General features: G+C 57.4%; 18 protein-coding genes. 10 read left to right on the top strand and 8 right to left on the bottom strand.

All coding sequences use genetic code 11. The features are described 5' to 3' along the window. Positions 1-5: 5 nt before the first annotated feature. The 3 genes from RRF55_RS19915 to RRF55_RS19905 all read right to left on the bottom strand — a co-directional run bounded on the left by RRF55_RS19915 (position 6) and on the right by RRF55_RS19905 (position 3,055). Entirely contained in the window at positions 6-887 is an 882-nt protein-coding gene (locus tag RRF55_RS19915; protein WP_004177983.1) for a DMT family transporter, read from the bottom strand. A 143-nt stretch (positions 888-1,030) separates the two neighbouring features. Next, a complete protein-coding gene (gene metF, locus RRF55_RS19910; protein ID WP_002882952.1) occupies positions 1,031-1,918 on the bottom strand; it encodes a methylenetetrahydrofolate reductase in 888 nt (295 codons plus the stop codon). A gap of 228 nt (positions 1,919-2,146) precedes the next feature. Then, on the bottom strand, positions 2,147-3,055 hold the full coding sequence (locus tag RRF55_RS19905; protein WP_439419158.1) for a LysR family transcriptional regulator: 909 nt from the start codon (positions 3,053-3,055) through the stop codon (positions 2,147-2,149). A 91-nt stretch (positions 3,056-3,146) separates the two neighbouring features. On the opposite strand from RRF55_RS19905, the gene RRF55_RS19900 reads away from it, so the two are divergent. Beyond that, complete coding sequence (locus RRF55_RS19900) at positions 3,147-3,518, top strand: carboxymuconolactone decarboxylase family protein (RefSeq protein WP_002882947.1); 372 nt, start codon at positions 3,147-3,149, stop codon at positions 3,516-3,518. A 37-nt stretch (positions 3,519-3,555) separates the two neighbouring features. Here the strand turns inward: RRF55_RS19900 and RRF55_RS19895 are convergent, their stop codons facing one another. After that, a complete protein-coding gene (locus tag RRF55_RS19895) occupies positions 3,556-5,112 on the bottom strand; it encodes a bifunctional metallophosphatase/5'-nucleotidase (RefSeq protein ID WP_048290082.1) in 1,557 nt (518 codons plus the stop codon). A gap of 138 nt (positions 5,113-5,250) precedes the next feature. Between RRF55_RS19895 and RRF55_RS19890 the strand changes: the two genes are divergently transcribed. Then, complete coding sequence (locus tag RRF55_RS19890) at positions 5,251-6,387, top strand: IS1/IS1595 family N-terminal zinc-binding domain-containing protein (protein WP_004177992.1); 1,137 nt, start codon at positions 5,251-5,253, stop codon at positions 6,385-6,387. On the opposite strand, the gene RRF55_RS19885 is transcribed toward RRF55_RS19890, so the two are convergent. Further along, positions 6,362-8,794, bottom strand: a complete 2,433-nt coding sequence (locus RRF55_RS19885; protein ID WP_002882944.1) for a bifunctional aspartate kinase/homoserine dehydrogenase II — start codon at positions 8,792-8,794, stop codon at positions 6,362-6,364. The genes RRF55_RS19890 and RRF55_RS19885 overlap by 26 nt on opposite strands. A 2-nt stretch (positions 8,795-8,796) precedes the next feature. Continuing rightward, positions 8,797-9,957: a cystathionine gamma-synthase gene (metB, locus tag RRF55_RS19880; RefSeq protein WP_004150388.1), complete on the bottom strand. Its 1,161-nt coding sequence runs from the start codon at positions 9,955-9,957 to the stop codon at positions 8,797-8,799. Positions 9,958-10,224: 267 nt separating this feature from the next. Between metB and metJ the strand changes: the two genes are divergently transcribed. Continuing rightward, complete coding sequence (gene metJ, locus RRF55_RS19875) at positions 10,225-10,542, top strand: met regulon transcriptional regulator MetJ (RefSeq protein WP_002882924.1); 318 nt, start codon at positions 10,225-10,227, stop codon at positions 10,540-10,542. A 101-nt stretch (positions 10,543-10,643) separates the two neighbouring features. On the opposite strand, the gene rpmE is transcribed toward metJ, so the two are convergent. After that, positions 10,644-10,856, bottom strand: a complete 213-nt coding sequence (gene rpmE / locus RRF55_RS19870) for a 50S ribosomal protein L31 (RefSeq protein WP_002882922.1) — start codon at positions 10,854-10,856, stop codon at positions 10,644-10,646. 252 nt (positions 10,857-11,108) lie between these two features. Between rpmE and priA the strand changes: the two genes are divergently transcribed. The 7 genes from priA to rraA all read left to right on the top strand — a co-directional run bounded on the left by priA (position 11,109) and on the right by rraA (position 19,079). Next, positions 11,109-13,304, top strand: a complete 2,196-nt coding sequence (gene priA / locus RRF55_RS19865; RefSeq protein ID WP_004177997.1) for a primosomal protein N' — start codon at positions 11,109-11,111, stop codon at positions 13,302-13,304. A 150-nt stretch (positions 13,305-13,454) separates the two neighbouring features. Further along, a complete protein-coding gene (cytR, locus tag RRF55_RS19860) occupies positions 13,455-14,483 on the top strand; it encodes a DNA-binding transcriptional regulator CytR (RefSeq protein ID WP_002882921.1) in 1,029 nt (342 codons plus the stop codon). 93 nt (positions 14,484-14,576) lie between these two features. Continuing rightward, positions 14,577-15,545 carry a cell division protein FtsN gene (gene ftsN / locus RRF55_RS19855; RefSeq protein ID WP_002882919.1) on the top strand — a complete coding sequence of 323 codons (969 nt, stop codon included), beginning with the start codon at positions 14,577-14,579 and terminating at the stop codon, positions 15,543-15,545. A 91-nt stretch (positions 15,546-15,636) separates the two neighbouring features. Continuing rightward, positions 15,637-16,167, top strand: a complete 531-nt coding sequence (hslV, locus tag RRF55_RS19850; protein ID WP_002882918.1) for an ATP-dependent protease subunit HslV — start codon at positions 15,637-15,639, stop codon at positions 16,165-16,167. Positions 16,168-16,176: 9 nt separating this feature from the next. Continuing rightward, positions 16,177-17,511, top strand: coding sequence for an HslU--HslV peptidase ATPase subunit (gene hslU / locus RRF55_RS19845; RefSeq protein WP_002882917.1), 1,335 nt, complete (start codon positions 16,177-16,179; stop codon positions 17,509-17,511). Between the two features lie 69 nt (positions 17,512-17,580). Continuing rightward, complete coding sequence (gene menA, locus RRF55_RS19840; protein ID WP_002882914.1) at positions 17,581-18,501, top strand: 1,4-dihydroxy-2-naphthoate polyprenyltransferase; 921 nt, start codon at positions 17,581-17,583, stop codon at positions 18,499-18,501. Between the two features lie 92 nt (positions 18,502-18,593). Next, positions 18,594-19,079, top strand: coding sequence for a ribonuclease E activity regulator RraA (gene rraA / locus RRF55_RS19835; RefSeq protein ID WP_002882913.1), 486 nt, complete (start codon positions 18,594-18,596; stop codon positions 19,077-19,079). A gap of 61 nt (positions 19,080-19,140) precedes the next feature. On the opposite strand, the gene pfkA is transcribed toward rraA, so the two are convergent. After that, the gene (gene pfkA, locus RRF55_RS19830; protein WP_002882911.1) at positions 19,141-20,103 is read right to left on the bottom strand and encodes a 6-phosphofructokinase; all 963 of its coding nucleotides are present in this window, start codon (positions 20,101-20,103) and stop codon (positions 19,141-19,143) included. Positions 20,104-20,163: the final 60 nt, after the last annotated feature.

The following is a 20,163-nucleotide window of genomic DNA, read 5'->3' as shown; positions in this document are numbered from 1 at the left end:
GCAGGCTATGCCCCTCGTCTCTTGATACTGATCATCGCCAACGCCAGTACTATCAACGCAATGCCACAACCTTCCACCTTTCCTGGATTTTCATGTAGTAGCCACCAGGAAAATAGCACGCCACAGACCGGTACGGCCAGCGTACTCAGACCGGCTATACTTGCCGGTAAATTACGCAGTACAAAAAGCCACAGACTCCAGGCCAGCGCCGTTGCAAGGATTGCGCTGTAAGCCAGGGCCCAGAAAACGTCGGGCTGCCAGTCTACCGCCCGTTGCGGGACGAGCCAGGCCACTACGCTCATTACTACGGCGGCATATAGCATCTGCCATGTCGTTAGCGCCAGCAAATCAACCTGCGGATACCGGGTATACATACGCTTCGCGACGATCGCACCTGCCCCCCAGCTCACGCCGGAGAGGATCGCCAGCAAGGCGCTTTTCAGGGAGGTAAAGTCGAGTTGCCAAGGCTGAAGTACGAGTATCAGGCCCACGCATGCCACCCCGATGGCGATATACTGCCATCGCCGCATGCGCTCACCTAAGAATAACGCGGCCATCACCACTACCCAGAATGGCATGGTATAACTCAGGATCGCCACTTTACCGGCGCCACCGCTCATTAGCGCCCACTGTGCCAGACCGACCATGCCGCAGGTTTGCAATAACGCGATCGCCAGGGTGTAGCCGAAAGGCGTCGGCTTGAGCGCTTTACCGCGGATCAACATCACTATCCATAGCACCACGGCGCCAAAAATACAGCGCAGCGCCGTGAAGTCAAAAGCGCCGATATAGCTCGTCACTTGCTTCATCGCGATCCAGCTAAAGCTCCAGATCAGCGTTAATAACGCCAACCCACCAAACGCCAGTGGATCGCTCTTCCTTGCCATTGCATAACCCATCCCTGTCAATTATCAGGCTGGCACTATACGCGCTTTATCTTCTGCTCTCCCCTGACCTGTATCAGCGTTTTGGGCAAAAAAAAGCGATGGCGAATACCGGCTTCGCCATCGCACTAAACGTTAATGAAAACTCAGGCCGGGCGTACGCCCAGCGTATGGCAGATGGCGTAGCTCATTTCGGCGCGGTTCAGGGTGTAGAAGTGGAAATCCTTGACCCCTTCCCGGCTTAAGATCTTCACCATGTCCATGGCGATATTCGCCCCCACCAGTTGACGGGTTTCGGCGTCGTTATCCAGCCCTTCGAACATTTTTGACATCCACACCGGGATACGGACGTTGGTCATATCCGCAAACTTTTTCGCCTGTTTAAAGTTGGAGACCGGCAGGATACCGGGAATGATTTCCACGTCGATGCCTGCCGAGACGCAGCGATCGCGAAAACGCAGGTAGCTTTCCACATCGAAGAAGAACTGGGTGATCGCGCGGTTGGCCCCTGCTTCTACTTTGCGCTTCAGGTTCAGTAAATCCGCCTGCGCGCTTTTCGCCTCCGGATGCACTTCCGGATACGCGGCGACAGAGATATCAAAATCGCCTACCTCTTTCAGCAACGTCACCAGATCGGCGGCGTACATATCCGGTTTACCGCTGCCCGGCGGCAGGTCGCCGCGCAGGGCGACGATATGGCGGATACCGTTGTTCCAGTAATCCTGAGCGATAGTGCGCAACTCATCGCGGCTGGCATCGATACAGGTCAGGTGCGGCGCTGCTTCCAGACCGGTTCGCTCTTTAATGCCTTTGATGATGCTGTGGGTGCGATCGCGCTCGCCAGAGTTCGCGCCATAGGTTACCGAAACAAACTTCGGTTTCAGACTGCTCAGGCGATCGATGGATTTCCACAGGGTTTGCTCCATTTCACTGGTGCGCGGCGGAAAGAATTCAAAAGACACATTAATCTGGCCCTGGACTTCCGCCAGGCTCTGATTCAGGGCTTCCCGCTGATTGGCGTGAAAAAAGCTCATACCTTACCTCATCAATCGCATGTAATGGCTGTTATATTGCGAACTTCTATACGTTTAGACGTCCAGATGTAAAAATGACGGAAAAGCGCGCGGGCGTCAATAGAAAAATCTGCGTAAAGAGTGAGGAATAGGTCACCTACATGAAAAAAGTTCATCTTCCGATCACCTGGCCACGCACAGGAAGCGGCTCGGTGGGCAATATAAGGTGGCTCGCGAGTCAGCCTGAGACTAGCCAGTCGCCAGAATGCCATCCAGCAGAGAAAGCCATTGCTGCACGGACTCTGCCTGGTGAGGCGGATAAATAACCCCTAGGCTTAACGGCATCGCGTCGCCCTCAGCCACCGGGCAGAACGCCACCCCCTGACGCTGAATCGCGGAAAAGGACGCCGGCAGCAGGATCATGCCTTCCCCGCGCGCAATACGCGCCAGCAGCACATCATGCTCGGCCGGCTCTTCCACATACGTCGGGGCATAGCCAGCCCGGTCGAAAATGCGGCGCGTGTAGTCAAAGAAACCAGGATTACGCTCGCGTTTAAACCAGAACAGCGGCCGATGATTGAGCGCGCTTAACGTCAGCCCTGGCCTGGCGGCTTCCGGCCAGGAGGCCGGTAATGCCGCAATGAGCGGCTCATGATACGGCAATGGGTGCAGGTGCAGCCCTTCAGTATTGAGCGGCAGCGCGACCAGCGCCGCATCGAGTTTGCCTTTGCGTACCTGCTGAGCCAGCGCCGGTGAGGCGTGGCGGGTGATATGCAACGCGCGGGTATGTTCGCTCAGCGCAGCCTCAACGGCGGCGAAAATGCCCTGTTCGAAGGCCGTCGTCACGCCCAGACGTAGAGCCTGCGGCGAGTGAACGGCGAGCTCACTCAATGCCGCCAGCGTGCGTTCCTGGAGCGCCAGCAGAGGTTGAATCATCTCCAGCACCTCTTTACCCGCGTCGCTCAGGATCAGGCCTTTGCTATGGCGCTGAAACAGCGTCACCCCCAGCTGCGCTTCCAGATGGCGGATATGGCGGGTCAGCGGCGGCTGCGAGATAAATAACCGCTGCGCCGCCCGGCTGATGTTATTTTCCTCCGCTACCACGGCAAAGGCGCGCAGCAGGCGAATATCCAGAGAATGTAATCTTGAAGTTGTCATACTGAAAAGGTATCACGAAAAGGGTATTACTCAAGTCCGGCACACTTCCCTACCCTTCCTCTTAACGCACCATCACAGAGAGGAAAAAACGATGTCCAGCGAACGTTATATCATCGGTCAGGAAATGCTTCAGCGGGTGGATGGTAAGGGCGGGGAAGCTGTCGTCGACAGCCTGCGGGATATCGCCCCCGATTTCGCCCGCTATCTGATTGAGTTCCCCTTCGGCGATATTTACGCCAGGCCAGGGCTCGATTTACGCAGCCGGGAAATCGCCACCATCGCCGCGCTCACGGCGTTGGGTAACGCCGAGCCACAGCTGAAAGTACACATTGCCGCAGGATTAAACGTCGGCCTGACGCAAGAGGAGATTACGGAAGCGATCATGCAGATGGCAGTCTATGCCGGATTCCCGGCGGCCCTCAACGGCCTGTTTGCCGCCAGGGCGGTATTTGCGGCCCACTGATCGCTTAAGGCCGGGCTGACTGCCCGGCCTTAAAAACTTATTTCTTCACATCGACAACGCGCTGCCCGTTAAGCTGCTCATCCGTTATCTTTTGCCCGGCTTTGAAATAGTCTACGACCGCATTTGAAACGTAATAGCCGCCGGAGGTATTACGCGCCTGCCCCTCGGTAAACGCGACAAAACCATCGCCGCCATCTGCAAGGAAGCTGTTGGTGGCAATATGGTAAACCGTCGTATCGTCAATCGGTTTACCGTTTAGCCTGAATAACACAACGCGCTGGCCCACAGGTTTGCTGCTGTCATACTTCATTTCCAGTCCCCGGGAGACCTGCAGCACGCCGTTGCTCAACCCGGCGCCATGCTCCATCAGGCTACGCAACTGCTTCCCGGTTAGATCCATGGTGACCAGCTCGTTGGGAAACGGGAAGGTGCTGATAACGGCGCCCATGCTCACCGCCCCGGCGGGGATCTCATTCCGGATCCCGCCCGAGTTGGTTAACGCCATCTGCGTACTCCTACCTGCTGCCAACAGCAAGGCGTCAGCGGCAAGATTGCCCAACGGCGAAGAGATGCCATACGCACGGGTCAGTTCAACGGGCGATTGTGTAATGACCTGCTGCACCAGTTGATCAAGTTGCTTATTCCAGCCGTCGATGACCTGTTTTGTCTGCGGATCAGGCTTCCACTCATCGGCATAAAGCGTCTTCAGCTCAAAGTGCTTCACCGTGAATTGGTGCGGTTTCTCCTGATAATCCAGCACCAGTTTACCCACATCGATGCCGCCGCTATCGGTAGAAAGAATCAACGTATTACCCACTTTAATGGGCTCCGGTGTGCCAACGTGAGCATGGCCGGTAATTAAAACGTCCAGACCTTTCACCTGACCCGCAGTCTGAATATCTTTATCCAGCGCACGACGCACATCGGTTCCCCCCTGGCTCGACTGACGCGCCGGGACGCCTTCATGGATCAGGGCCACGGTCAGATCCACTTTACCGTTAAGTTCATCGATATAATGCTGTAGCCATTTCACCTCATCGCGCGCTTCGATACCCACTCGCGTCGCGGCAGAAACGGTGTCATTAAAAGCAAACACGCCGTGCAGGCCAATCACGCCAATTTTCACGCCATCTTTTTCGATAATGGTATAGGGCTTATCCCAGAACGATTTATCGCTGTTCTGATAAAAAATATTGCCCTGAACAATCGGGAATGTCGCCTGGCTAAGCTGAAGCAACGTATTATCCCAGCCGTGATCGAACTCATGATTACCGATAGTCACCGCATCGTAGGACATCGTATTCATAATATCGATTATCGCTTTGCCCTTCGTCAGGCTACTGATGTAAGGCCCGGTAAAATAATCTCCGGCATCAAAAAAACAGGTCGCGTTATTTTTCGCTTTTTCCTGTTTCACCATCGTCGTGATATTCGCCCAACCGCCAATATCTCGTTTACCATCCGCAATCCATGGCACTTTATAAGGTTCGACATGGGCATGAAGATCGTTGGTATAAATTATGGTGACATCTTTGGCGCAGGCCCAGAAAGGCAAAGTCAACAGAAGTGCTGCGCTCATTGTTTTTAGTTTCATCGGAGTTCCTTTCAGAGTGATAAAGAACCGCTAAGTTACGTTCTGAAAGACTTTTATATGTGAGAGCATTCACAGTTGTATGCAACCTGAGCAGGACAAAATTAACGACCTGTAAAAATCGTTGGTATTGACCTGCCAGTGGATACTCTCTTTACCATTAACGCCTGTAAAACTTTTGGCTGCCGCAATTTAGGTTTACCGTCTGCGGCTGAGTATCATTTCCCGAATTTTCGGCTGGGCTACCCGGCGCTCTACTGCGCAGCCTGCGGCAGCTATCCCCCCCTGTTTAACGAACGGGAATTCCGCCCCTGGCTGGCGGCTTATCTGACGGATCATGCCCGCCGCTACGGCTATTTTTGCCCGGTATGCTATCAGCGGGATATTATTCGCTACGGCCGCAATCCGCAGGGTACGCAACGCCTTCAGTGCCGCCACTGTAAAAAGGTCTGGACGCCAAAATTCCCACACATCGCCCCAATTGAAGCCCCACGACGTATTTGCAGCGTACCGTTGATAGCGCCATTCCAGGGTAATGCCGCCGGGCAAAAGCTCTATTTTTTATTAAGCTTTGATGCCGTGCGCGGTAATGTTATTCATCTTACCTCTAATTTCACTCCTTTCGCGGTAGGCGAATCATTACGCTATCACTGGCGCGGCGGACAAGCCGACAGGGAGGAGACTGACGATATTATTCAACGTATTTCTCTCACTGAAATGCGCTTTTTACAACGCAGTCAGTTCGATGAAATCCAGTACGGCAGCGCAATGCAAAAGCGCCATGCCCGCGGCAATATATTGCGCCCGGTTATCGCCGCGCACGGTCATTTCAAACTGCTCAGCCAGCGGTTTCCAGAGGTGAAAACGCACGTTATTGCGCATGAATGCTTTTTACGCGGCGCGGCGATCGTTGCCTGGGCGCCGCTTTTTCGTCAGCGGCAAGGCGATCTATGGTATGTGGAAGAAGAGATAAGGAACCCAGCCAGCCCGGCTCCGTGGCAGCTACAGGGGAAAACCCATCATGGCTGGTGGCAAAATTCATGGCAGCGTTGGACGCAGGAAGAGAATCAGAAAATGGTCTGCCGGCTTGCCGGCACTGTAGAAGAGAACGCCTTTCTACCAGACCTTGCGGCCAGCCGACGGTTTACAATATGGCTGAAAAACAGACCCGCGTTTGCGCAGAGCGCCCTGTATTCCGCAGGGCGCGTAACGCAAATAGTGGCCTCACTGGTTCAAGAGTATAACGCGACGCTTACAGCAGCTGCGCCAGGCGGTTAATATCCGACTGGATCGCCCCGGCGGTCACATCGCGCCCGGCGCCGGGCCCGCGGATCACCAGCGGGTTATCGCGATACCAGCGGCTTTCGATGGCAAACACGTTATCGCACGGCAGCAGCGCCGCCAGCGGGTGCTCTTCGCGTACCGCTTCCACACCGACGCGTGCTTTGCCGTTGGCATCAAAGCGCGCCACGTAGCGGAGCACCAGCCCCATCTCGCGGGCCGCTTCCAGACGCTGCAGCATCTGCTCGTTCAGCTCTTCGCCATTCTCAAAGAAGTGATCGACCGACCCCTCTTCACAGTGCGCCGGCACCAGTGATTCCACACGCACCTGATCCGGTTCGATGTCATAGCCCGCTTCCCGCGCGAGGATCACCAGCTTACGCATCACATCCTTACCGGACAGATCGACGCGCGGATCCGGCTCGGTCAGCCCCTGCTGCCACGCCTGATCCACCAGGTCGGTGAACGGCACGGTGCCATCGAACTGCAGGAACAGCCAGGAGAGCGTTCCCGAGAAGATACCGCTCAGGCCGAGAATAGTATCGCCGCTGTCGATCAGGTCGCGCACCGTATGGTTCACCGGCAAGCCGGCGCCCACGGTGGCGTTATATAGCCAGTGGCGCCCCGTTTTCTCAAAAGCGTCGTGGATCTGACGATATTTATCACTGCTGCTGGCGCCCGCCAGCTTGTTGGCGCTAATGACGTGGAAGCCATGGCTGGCGAAATCAAGATACTGGTCGGCCAGCTGTTCGCTGGCGGTGACGTCCAGCACCACTAAATCATCATACGGGTGCGCGCGCATCCACAGGAACAGCGACTCTTCATCCTGCTCCACCGCTTCATCGTTGAAGAAAGCCAGCGCCCGGCTGGCATCCAGCCCGTCGTAATTCAGCAGGCTGCGTTTACTGTCGACTACGCCGGCGAGAATAAACTCGAAACCGGTACGCGCCGAGAGCGTAGTTTGTTCACGGGCGAAAAGCTCCAGCCAGCGGGAACCAATGTTCCCTTTGCCGAACAGCATCAGGCCAATACGCTTTTCGGCGCGAAACAAGGACTGATGCAGCCCCTGGATCAGGCTTTCCGTCGGCCCGGCGCGTAGCACCGCCACCAGGCTGATCCCCTCTTCAGACTGCCAGGTGAACTCCACCGGCTGCCCTTTGAGCTGCTGCCAGAAACGGTGGCAGTGCAGCGGGTTACGGGTGACTCCCGCGCCCACCATCGCCACCAGCGCCAGCTTCTGACGCAGACGCAGCTCGCCCGGCAGACCGGCTTCATCGAGCAATTTCAGCGCGCTGTCGGCCACCTCGGAGGTATAGCAGAACTGCAGCAGCTTACGGTCGGCATGGACGCCAACGGCTAACGGGCGCAGCTGGGCGCGTTTGAGCAGAGCGTCCAGCTCTTTATGCGCCAGTTTGAAATCGTGACCGGCCGGCACCTGGAACTCCACCAGGCAGACGTCGTCATGGCTGGTGACAATCCGTGCGCCGGTACCGGAGGCCAGCACGCGCTCAATGCGCGTGGAACCCTGTTCCGGCGTGTAGCTGCAGCGTAACTGCAGATCGATATCACTGGCGGAAACCGGCTGTAGCGTGCGGGCATGGAGCACCGGCGCGGCCAGGCGCGCCAGCTCGCTGGCTTCGTCCAGACGCAGCAGCGGCAGCAGGCAGGCGTCTTTCACCTTGCGCGGATCCGCGCTGTACACCCCGGCAACGTCGCTCCAGATAGTGACCCGGGAGGCGCCCGCCAGCGCGCCGATCTGGGTGGCAGAGTAGTCAGACCCGTTACGGCCCAGCAGGACGGTTTCGCCGGCCTGGTTGCGGGAGATAAAGCCGGTCACCACCAGACGTTTGTTAGGATGCTGCGCCATCAGCTGCTGCAGCAGTGGGTAAGATAATCCCTCATCCACCTGCGGCTGCGCGGCGCGTTCCGCGCGCAGGAACGCGCGCGCGTCCAGCCAGGCGGCTTCCATACCCAGCTGGTTGAGAACCGCCGCCATCAGGCGCGCGGACCACACTTCCCCATGGCCGACCACTTCCGCATAGACCGCTTCGGAAACCCCGCCGTCCAGCAGACCAGCCAGACGCTCAAGGTCGTGGATAAAGGCGGCTATCAACGTATCCGCCGCCGCAGGCTCCAGCAGACCGCCAATCAGCTCGGTGTGATAGCGGCGAAGCGACTGCTGAACCTGATGCGCAGCAAGGCGATCGCTCTGGCTAAGCTTAAGCCAGCTGATCAGCTGGTTGGTGGTGCTGCCAGCGGCGGAGACGACCATCATATCCCCCGCCTGCGAATACTCCTTCATGATCCCCGCGACGCGCAGGTAACATTTCGCATCCGCTAAACTACTCCCACCAAATTTGTGCAGCTGACGACCCTTCGCCCCTGCCTGCGCAATCACACTCATCTTTATTCCTCGTTTGCTGCCCGGAAGCCATTTTCCAGGTCGGCAATTAAATCTTCACCATCTTCAATACCGGTCGATATACGCAGGAGCGTTTCTGAAATTCCGGCGGCGGCACGCGCTTCAGGCGCCATGCCGGCATGCGTCATCGTTGCCGCATGGGAAATCAGGCTTTCAACGCCCCCCAGCGATTCCGCCAGTGTAAACAGCGACAGCCCGCTCAGAAAACGGCGCAGCGTCTGCTCGTCACCGTCAAGCTCGAAGCTTAACATTGCGCCAAAACCTTTTTGCTGACGCGCCGCAATTTCATGCCCCTGGTTTTCCGGCAGCGATGGATGATACAGCTTTTTCACCAGCGGCTGGGTTTTCAGATACTCAACGATCGCCAGGGCATTTCGCTGCGCCACTTCCATCCGTGGAGACAGCGTCCGCAGCCCGCGCAACAGCAGATAGCTGTCGAAGGCGCTGCCGGTGACGCCAATATTATTCGCCCACCATGCCAGTTCGGTGACAGTTGCCGGATCTTTGGCAATCACCACCCCGGCCACCACATCGGAGTGACCATTGAGGTATTTGGTACAGGAATGCAGCACCAGATCGGCGCCCAGCGCCAGCGGGTTTTGCAACGCCGGGCTCAGGAAGGTGTTGTCCACCACGCTAATTGCCCCGGCCTCACGCGCCAGACCACAGATTTTCGCAATATCCACCACCCGCAGCAATGGATTACTTGGGCTTTCCACCAACACCAGCTTCGGTTTTTCCGCCAGCGCCGCCCGCAGCGCCTGCTCATCGCTTTGATCGACAAACTGGACGCGATAGCAGCCGCGCTTCGCCAGGCTGTCGAACAGACGGTAGCTGCCGCCGTAGCAGTCGTGCGGCGCCACCAGCAGATCGCCCGGTTTAAGGAACACCGTCGTCACCAGCAGGATCGCCGACATTCCGGTATTGGTCAGCACCGCGCCGGCGCCGCCCTCCAGCTCCGCTAAGGCGCGCTGCACCACATCGCGCGTCGGATTGCCACGACGGGAGTAGTCGTGGGCGCGCGGTTCATTAAAGCCGGTGAAGTTATAGGTACTGGAGAGGTGAATCGGCGGGACAACGCAACCGTACTGCTCGTCGTCATTTAAACCGCTACGCACTGCGATGGTGGCCTGTTTACGCGTCATGTTGGGAAGTTCCTGGGCTGAATCGGTGAAAAGTCAGGCTCCAGAGTAATCATTGTCACAATAGACGTCAATACATCTGGACATCTAAACTTCTTTGCGTATAGATTGAGCAAAGTGCAAATAGCCGTTAAAATTATATGCATTAGCGCACGTCGTCGGCGGCTTATCTCATGTCAGAAAGCCCGCGCATACGGTAAACTACGCGCAATTATAGCCCGGGCGGAATATTCTGGCCCTTCACTAATAAACAGAGGATTAAGGTATCTCATGGCTGAATGGAGCGGCGAATATATCAGCCCATACGCTGAGCACGGTAAGAAGAGTGAACAAGTAAAGAAAATTACGGTTTCCATTCCTCTGAAGGTGTTAAAAATCCTCACCGATGAACGCACGCGTCGTCAGGTGAATAACCTGCGTCACGCGACCAACAGCGAGCTGCTGTGCGAAGCGTTTCTGCATGCCTTTACCGGACAACCGTTGCCTAACGATGAAGACCTGCGTAAAGAGCGCAGCGATGAGATCCCGGAAGCGGCGAAAGCGATTATGCGTGAACTGGGAATCGACCCGGATACGTGGGAATACTGAGACGATAAAAAGGGCGGAATAATCTTCCGCCCTTTTTTCTTTCCCGCCCAGGCAGGCGGGAGAGACAAAAAAGCCGCCCTGAGGCGGCTTCTTCTGGCAACTTACTTGCTGCCCGGGATGCTGAAGCGCTTGTTGAAGCGGTCAACACGGCCACCGGTAGCAACATCACGCTGTTTGCCGGTGAAGAACGGGTGGCATTTGCCGCACACGTCGAGGTTCAGGTCGTGACCAACGGTGGAGCGGATTTTCATGACATTACCGCAAGAACAGGTAGCAGTAATTTCGTCGTAATTTGGGTGAATACCTTTTTTCATGGGAGAACCTCAGTTAAGGCCGCGTCGCTCTTCCAGCCCTAACGCCAGACACCACGCGATATTAGTAATTTCCCGTCGCCTTCTACGCTGCTGACAGCGTGAAGCACGCGGTAATGGTCAATCTTCAATGCGATATAAAGCGCATCAAAGGCGGCGAATCATACAGAATTTGACCAGCATATGCAAACTGATCCGCGCCGCCTTATCGTAATGTGTATACTATCCCGCCAGATTTCAAGTCAGGAAGATGACATGTCCGTCGCCCACGTTGCCCTACCCGTTCCGCTACCGCGCACTTTTGACTACCTGCTGCCTGAAGGCATGGCGGTCAAAGCGGGCTGTCGGGTGCGGGTGCCGTTCGGCAAACAGGAGCGGATCGGCATTGTCGCGGCGGTGAGCGAGCGCAGCGAACTGCCGCTGGATGAGCTAAAACCGGTCGCCGAAGCGCTGGACGACGAGCCGGTCTTCTCCACGACTGTCTGGCGACTGCTGATGTGGGCGGCTGAGTATTACCATCACCCGATCGGCGATGTGCTGTTCCATGCATTACCCGTTATGCTGCGCCAGGGCAAACCCGCCAGCGCCACGCCGCTGTGGTACTGGTTCGCCACCGAGCAGGGGCAGGTTGTCGACCTTAACGGTCTGAAACGCTCCCGGAAGCAGCAGCAGGCGCTGGCGGCGCTGCGCCAGGGCAAAATCTGGCGTCATCAGGTTGGCGAACTGGAATTCAATGAAGCGGCGCTGCAGGCGCTGCGCGGTAAAGGGCTGGCGGAGCTGGCCTGCGAAGCGCCCGCCCTCACCGACTGGCGCAGCGCGTATTCGGTTGCCGGCGAACGCCTGCGCCTGAATACCGAGCAGGCCACCGCCGTCGGGGCGATCCACAGCGCCGCCGATCGTTTCTCCGCCTGGCTGCTGGCGGGTATTACCGGCTCCGGGAAAACGGAAGTCTATTTGAGCGTGCTGGAGAATGTGCTGGCGCAGGGGCGCCAGGCGCTGGTGATGGTGCCGGAGATCGGCCTGACGCCGCAAACCATCGCCCGATTTCGCCAGCGCTTTAACGCGCCGGTGGAAGTGCTGCACTCCGGGCTCAATGACAGCGAACGTCTCTCGGCCTGGCTGAAGGCGAAAAATGGCGAAGCGGCCATTGTGATCGGCACCCGCTCCTCGCTGTTTACCCCATTTAAAGATCTCGGCGTCATCGTCATCGACGAAGAGCATGACAGCTCCTACAAGCAGCAGGAAGGCTGGCGCTACCATGCCCGCGACCTGGCGGTATGGCGCGCCCATAGCGAGCAGATCCCGATAATTCTCGGCTCGGCGACGCCGGCGCTGGAGACTCTGCATAACGTCCGCCAGGGTAAATACCGCCAGTTAACCTTAAGCAAACGCGCGGGCAATGCGCGCCCGGCCCAGCAGCACGTGCTCGATCTCAAAGGGCAACCGCTGCAGGCGGGCCTGTCTCCCGCGCTGATTAGCCGTATGCGCCAGCACCTGCAAGCGGATAACCAGGTGATCCTGTTTCTTAACCGCCGCGGCTTTGCGCCAGCGCTGCTGTGCCACGATTGCGGCTGGATAGCGGAATGCCCGCGCTGCGACAGTTACTATACGTTGCACCAGGCGCAGCACCATCTGCGCTGCCACCATTGCGACAGCCAGCGCCCGATCCCGCGCCAGTGTCCTTCCTGCGGCTCCACGCATCTGGTGCCGGTAGGGATCGGCACCGAGCAGCTGGAGCAGGCCCTGGCGCCGCTGTTCCCTGAGGTGCCTATCTCGCGTATCGACCGCGATACCACCAGCCGCAAAGGAGCGCTGGAGGAGCATCTCGCCGCCGTCCATCGCGGCGGGGCGCGTATTCTGATTGGCACCCAAATGCTGGCCAAAGGGCACCACTTCCCGGACGTCACCCTCGTCTCCCTGCTGGATGTCGACGGGGCGCTGTTTTCCGCTGATTTCCGCTCCGCAGAGCGTTTCGCTCAGCTTTATACCCAGGTCTCCGGACGAGCGGGCCGGGCAGGAAAACAGGGCGAGGTCATTCTTCAAACCCACCATCCGGAACACCCTCTACTGCAGACCCTGCTGTATAAAGGCTACGACGCCTTTGCCGAACAGGCGCTGGCAGAGCGGCAGACGATGCAGCTGCCGCCGTGGACCAGCCATGTGCTGATTCGTGCGGAAGACCATAACAACCAGCAGGCGCCGCTGTTTTTACAGCAGCTGCGCAATCTGCTGCAGGCCAGCCCGCTGGCCGACGAAAAGCTATGGGTGCTCGGTCCGGTTCCGGCGCTGGCGCCAAAGCGCGGCGGCCGCTGGCGCTGGCAAATATTGCTGCAGCATCCTTCGCGGGTGCGTCTGCAACATATCGTTAGCGGTACGCTGGCGCTGATCAATACGCTTCCGGAGGCGAGAAAAGTGAAGTGGGTGCTGGATGTCGATCCGATTGAAGGATAAGCCTTCTCTTGCGAGCCGGATCGAAAAATTTAACAAGCATCACGTTTTTCATGAAAATTCTGTAACTCACTGCCGCGACTATCTGATAAAAATGATGCAGCAGTTAGCGCCCAAGGGAAATGCCAGCGCCATTCAGCGAGGAGAAACCAGGTGAAGCCCAAAAAACAAGTGGTTGCCGCCACCATGAAAGACGTCGCCCTCAAGGCAAACGTTTCCACGGCAACCGTGTCCCGAGCGTTGATGAACCCTGATAAGGTGTCGCAAGCCACCCGTAACCGGGTCGAGCAGGCGGCGCTGGAAGTCGGCTATTTACCGCAGTCGCTCGGACGCAATATGAAGCGCAACGAATCGCGGACGATCCTCGTGATCGTCCCGGATATCTGCGACCCCTTCTTTAGTGAAGTGATCCGCGGTATTGAAGTCACTGCCGCCGAGCACGGCTATCTGGTGTTAATCGGCGATTGCGCCCACCAGAATCAGAAAGAAAAAACCTTTATCGACCTTATCATCACCAAGCAGATCGACGGCATGGTGCTGCTCAGCTCGCGCCTGCCGTTTGACGCCAGCGTGGAAGAGCAGCGCAATTTGCCGCCAATGGTCATGTCGAATGAGTTTGCGCCGGAGCTGGAGCTGCCCACCGTCCATATCGATAACCTGACGGCGGCCTTTAACGCGGTAAATTATCTCCACGAGCTGGGACATCAGCGTATCGGCTGTATCGCCGGCCCGGAAGATATGCCGTTGTGCCATTATCGCCTGCAGGGTTATGTGCAGGCGCTGCGCCGCAGCGGTATCACCGTCGATCCGCACTATATTGCTCGCGGCAACTTTACCTTCGAAGCCGGCGCCAATGCGCTGGAGCAGCTGCTGGCGCAGCCGGTGCCGCCCACGGCGGTCTTTTGCCATAGCGATGTGATGGCGCTGGGCGCCTTATCGCTGGCAAAACGTCGCGGTCTGAAAGTGCCGGACGACCTGTCAATTGTCGGCTTCGATAACATCGCGTTGTCTGAATTTTGCGATCCGCCGTTGACCACGGTTTCACAGCCACGGTTTGATATCGGCCGTGAAGGAATGCTGCTATTACTGGAGCAAATGCAGGGGCATAACGTGAACAGCGGCTCGCGTCTGCTCGATTGCGAACTGATTGTTCGCGGCAGTACGCAAAAAATCAGACGATAACCATCAGGCTTTCGGGCCTGCTCTTCTGGTCAAAGGCCCGCCGCTTAAGTAACATGGCGGGCTGACGAACGAATATAAGACAGCGAAACGATAGTGGCACAACGAGATTATGTACGCCGCAGCCAACCGGCTTCTTCGCGGCGCAAAAAGAGCACGACCCGAAGCTCAAGGAATAAGCAAAGCAGCCTTCCGGCGATTTCACCGGCGATGGTGGCGATCGCGGCGGCTGTGCTGGTGGCCTTTATCGGTGGCCTCTATTTCATTACGCATCATAAGAAAGAAGAAGCGGAAGCGATGCAAAATCGCCAGGCCGCCGGCAACGGCTTGCCGCCCAAACCGGAAGAGCGCTGGCGCTATATTAAAGAGCTGGAAAGCCGCCAGCCTGGCGTCCGCGCGCCGACCGAACCGACCGCCGGTGGCGAAGTCATGAAACCGGAACAGCTGACCGACGAGCAGCGCCAGCTGCTCGCCCAGATGCAGGCCGATATGCGCCAGCAGCCGACCCAGCTGACCGAAGTGCCGTGGAACGAACAAACGCCGGCGCAGCGCCAGCAGACGCTTCAGCGTCAGCGTTTAGCGCAGCAACAGCAGCAGGCGCAGCAGCAACAGTGGGCGCAGACTCAGGCGCAGACCGTCCAACAGCAGCCGCCGCGCGTTCAGCAGCCGAAGCCGGTTCAGCAGCAACAACCGAAGCAGACCGCGTCAAACCAGCAGCCGTACCAGGATCTGCTGCAGACGCCAGCGCATACCAATACCACGCAGCCGCGTACCCAGGCCGCGGCGCCGGTAACTCGGGTGGAAGAAGCGCCGAAAACCACCGCCGAGAAGAAAGACGATCGTAGCTGGATGATCCAGTGCGGCTCTTTTAAAGGCGCCGAGCAGGCCGAAACCGTCCGCGCTCAGCTGGCTTTCGAAGGGTTTGCTTCGCACATTACCACTAACAACGGCTGGAACCGCGTGGTTATTGGCCCGTTGAAAGGCAAAGAAAGCGCCAACGAGATGATCACCCGCCTGAAGATGGCTGGACACGCGAACTGCATTCGTCTCGCCGCCAGGGGTTGAAACCCTCAAAATCCCCCCCATCTATAATTGCATTCGGCCCCGCGGACAGCGCGGGGCCCCTGTTCCGCTTTTGCAACCAAGGGGTCTGCTCGTGACTACAATTGTAAGTGTTCGCCGTAACGGCCATGTTGTTATTGCCGGTGATGGCCAGGCCACGCTGGGCAACACCGTGATGAAGGGCAATGTGAAGAAAGTGCGTCGTCTGTACAACGACAAAGTGATTGCCGGTTTCGCTGGCGGCACCGCCGACGCCTTCACGCTGTTCGAACTGTTTGAACGTAAACTGGAAATGCACCAGGGCCATCTGGTGAAGGCCGCCGTTGAGCTGGCCAAAGACTGGCGAACTGACCGGATGTTGCGCAAACTGGAAGCGCTGCTGGCCGTCGCGGACGAAAACGCGTCGCTTATCATCACCGGTAACGGTGACGTGGTACAGCCGGAAAACGATTTGATTGCTATCGGCTCCGGCGGTCCTTACGCCCAGGCCGCGGCCCGCGCGCTGTTGGAAAATACCGATATGGGCGCGCGCGACATCGCCGAGAAAGCGTTGGATATTGCAGGTGATATCTGCATCTATACCAACCATTTCCACACCATCGAAGAATTACCTTCTAAAGCGTAAGGATCTCCCATGTCTGAAATGACCCCACGCGAAATTGTCAGCGAACTGGACAAACACATTATCGGTCAGGACGCCGCCAAGCGTTCTGTTGCTATCGCCCTGCGTAACCGCTGGCGTCGGATGCAGCTTAACGAAGAACTGCGTCATGAAGTCACGCCGAAAAACATTCTGATGATCGGCCCAACCGGCGTCGGTAAAACCGAAATCGCCCGTCGTCTGGCAAAACTGGCCAACGCGCCGTTTATCAAAGTTGAAGCGACGAAGTTCACCGAAGTGGGCTATGTCGGTAAAGAAGTGGACTCCATCATCCGCGATTTGACCGATGCGGCGATCAAAATGGTTCGTATGCAGTCCATCGATAAGAACCGTTACCGCGCGGAAGAGCTGGCGGAAGAGCGCGTGCTCGACGTGCTGATCCCACCGGCGAAGAACAACTGGGGCCAGACTGAGCCGTCGCAGGAACCGTCTGCAGCGCGCCAGGCGTTCCGTAAAAAACTGCGTGAAGGCCAGCTGGACGATAAAGAGATTGAAATCGATCTCGCTGCGGCGCCGATGGGCGTTGAAATCATGTCCCCTCCGGGCATGGAAGAGATGACCAGCCAGCTGCAGTCTATGTTCCAGAACCTCGGCGGCCAGAAGCAGAAACCGCGTAAGCTGAAAATCAAAGACGCGATGAAGCTGCTGATTGAAGAAGAAGCGGCCAAACTGGTCAATCCGGAAGAGCTGAAGCAGGAAGCCATCGACGCTGTAGAGCAGCACGGTATCGTCTTTATCGACGAAATCGACAAAATCTGTAAGCGCGGCGGCAACACCTCCGGCCCGGACGTCTCCCGCGAAGGCGTACAGCGCGACCTGCTGCCGCTGGTGGAAGGCTGCACCGTCTCCACCAAACATGGGATGGTCAAGACCGACCACATCCTGTTTATCGCCTCCGGCGCATTCCAGGTGGCCAGCCCATCCGATCTGATCCCGGAACTGCAGGGGCGTCTGCCGATCCGCGTTGAGCTGAAGGCGCTGACCACCCACGACTTCGAGCGCATCCTGACCGAGCCGAATGCCTCCATCACCGTGCAGTACAAGGCGCTGATGGCGACCGAAGGAGTGAACATCGAATTCACCGAAGACGGCATCAAGCGCATCGCCCAGGCCGCATGGCAGGTAAACGAAACCACCGAGAACATCGGTGCGCGTCGCCTGCACACCGTGCTGGAGCGCCTGGTGGAAGATATCTCCTATGATGCCAGCGAGATGAACGGCCAGACCGTCACTATTGATGCCGAATATGTGAGTAAACACCTGGATGTTCTGGTGGCAGATGAAGATCTGAGCCGTTTTATCCTATAATCCGGTGCAATGCATTTTCATCACTGTTGATGGGGGCTATCGCCCCCATTTTTATTGGCTAAAATAACTATGACTGATATCAGCCGTTCACAGGCGTGGCTGGAAAGCCTGCGTCCTAAAACGTTACCGCTGGCATTTGCCGCGATTATTGTTGGCACCGTCCTTGCCTGGGAGCAGGGCCATTTTGATCCCTGGGTTGCCCTGCTGGCGCTGATCACCGCCGGCTTGCTGCAAATTCTTTCCAACCTCGCCAATGACTACGGCGACGCGGTTAAGGGGAGCGATAAACCGGATCGCATCGGGCCGCTGCGCGGGATGCAGAAAGGGGTGATTACCCCCCAGCAGATGAAGCGCGCCCTGATCGTCACCGTCGTGCTGATCTGTCTGTTTGGTCTGGCGCTGCTGTGCGCCGCCTGGCAGAGCGTCGGCGATTTCATCGGCTTCCTCGCCCTGGGAGGCCTGTCTATCGTGGCCGCCATCACCTACACGGTGGGCACCCGTCCGTATGGATATATTGGTCTGGGTGATATCTCAGTACTCGTTTTCTTCGGCTGGCTGAGCGTCCTCGGCAGCTGGTATCTGCAAGCCCATAATGTGGAAGCGGCCATTTTTCTGCCGGCGACAGCCTGCGGTCTGCTGGCGACCGCCGTGCTGAACATCAATAATCTGCGCGATATCGACAGCGACCGGCAGAACGGGAAGAACACCCTCGCCGTGCGCCTGGGCCCGGTCAATGCCCGCCGCTATCATGCCTGCCTGCTGCTCGGCGCCCTGCTGTGTCTGGCGCTGTTTAACCTGCTGGCGCTGCATTCAGCCTGGGGCTGGCTGTTTATTCTCGCCACGCCGCTGCTGGTGAAACAGGCGCGCTACGTCCTGCGCGAATCCGATCCGCTGGCGATGCGGCCAATGCTCGAAAAGACGGTCAAAGGGGCTTTACTAACCAACCTGCTGTTTGTTATCGGAATTATTGCCAGTAAGCTGATGGCTTAACTGACAAATATCAATTAACAATTGATGATTTTGCCAACAATGCGATTCGCGGGATATACTAAAAACTCTCGCAGCAACTGAACGTTAAGCCTATGAAATACGATACTTCCGAGCTTTGTGACATCTACCAGGAAGATGTCAACGTCGTGGAACCGCTGTTCTCTAACTTTGGAGGACGGTCGTCGTTTGGTGGACAGATCATTACGGTTAAATGTTTCGAGGATAACGGGTTGCTCTACGATCTGCTCGAGCAGAATGGCCGTGGTCATATTCTCCTGATCGACGGCGGCGGCTCAGTACGACGCGCGTTAATTGACGCAGACCTGGCGCGTCTGGCCGTCCAGAATGAATGGGAAGGGTTGGTGGTCTATGGCGCGGTGCGCCAGGTTGACGACCTTGAGGAACTGGACATTGGTATTCAGGCGCTGGCGGCTATTCCGGTCGGCGCGGCTGGCGAAGGCATCGGCGAAAGCGACGTGCGCGTCAATTTCGGCGGGGTGACTTTCTTCTCCGGCGACCATCTGTATGCCGATAACACCGGGATGATCCTGTCGGAAGACCCGCTGGATATCGAATAAACCTTCCGCCATAAAAAAGGCCTTCTCCATGAGAAGGCCTTTTGTTTATCCGGCGCGTAACTTAGTACAGTTTCTTCGCGCAATCCAGCCAGTCGTTCTTGAACGGACGCTTCATGTTCTCGATGGCATCGATGATGTCGTGGTGCACCAGCTTCTCGTTCTGGATGCCGACGCAACGGCCGCCATGGCCCTGCAGCAGCAGCTCAATCGCATAGGCGCCCATGCGGGAAGCCAGGATGCGGTCGTAAGGAACCGGGGAACCGCCGCGCTGAATGTGGCCGAGGACGGTGGCGCGAGTTTCACGGCCAGTCTCTTTCTCGATGTAGCTTGCCAGCTCGTCAACGTCGCACATGTGCTCGGTGATGGCCACGATAGCGTGTTTTTTCCCTTTCGCGATACCGGCTTTGATTTCTGCCACCAGATCGTCACGGGTATATTCCACTTCAGGCACCATGATGAACTCACAGCCGCCGGCAATCGCCGCCGCCAGGGTCAGGTCGCCACAGTAACGGCCCATCACTTCCACCACGGAGATACGCTGGTGCGAAGAGGAGGTGTCGCGCAAACGGTCAATCGCTTCCACCACGGTGCTCAGGGCAGTAAAGAAGCCGATGGTGTAGTCAGTGCCTTTGATATCGTTGTCGATGGTGCCCGGCAGGCCGATGCATGGGAAGCCCATCTCGGTCAGGCGCATCGCCCCCATATAGGAACCGTCACCGCCGATAACCACCAGCGCGTCCAGGCCGCGCTTCTTCATGTTTTCGATAGCCACAGCGCGGATGTGTTCTTCGCGGAATTCCGGGAAGCGAGCGGAGCCCAGGAAGGTGCCGCCGCGGTTGATCATGTCGGAAACGCTGTAACGGTCGAGCTGAACCATACGGTCTTCATACAATCCGAGGTAACCGTCATAGATTCCAAAAACTTCCAGACCTTCCGTTAATGCCGCGCGCACAACGCCACGAATTGCTGCGTTCATGCCCGGCGCATCACCGCCACTTGTCAACACACCGATTTTCTTAATCATGACTACCTCTGAACTTAGGAAGCAAAAAATAATTCTGTTGCCTGAAGCGCTCCCTCACCA

It is taken from the genome of Klebsiella sp. K47 (assembly GCF_051858335.1).
Taxonomy (GTDB): domain Bacteria; phylum Pseudomonadota; class Gammaproteobacteria; order Enterobacterales; family Enterobacteriaceae; genus Klebsiella; species Klebsiella pneumoniae.
The sequence above is the reverse complement of the archived record's forward strand: the minus strand, read 5'-3'. Positions and strand labels throughout refer to the sequence as shown.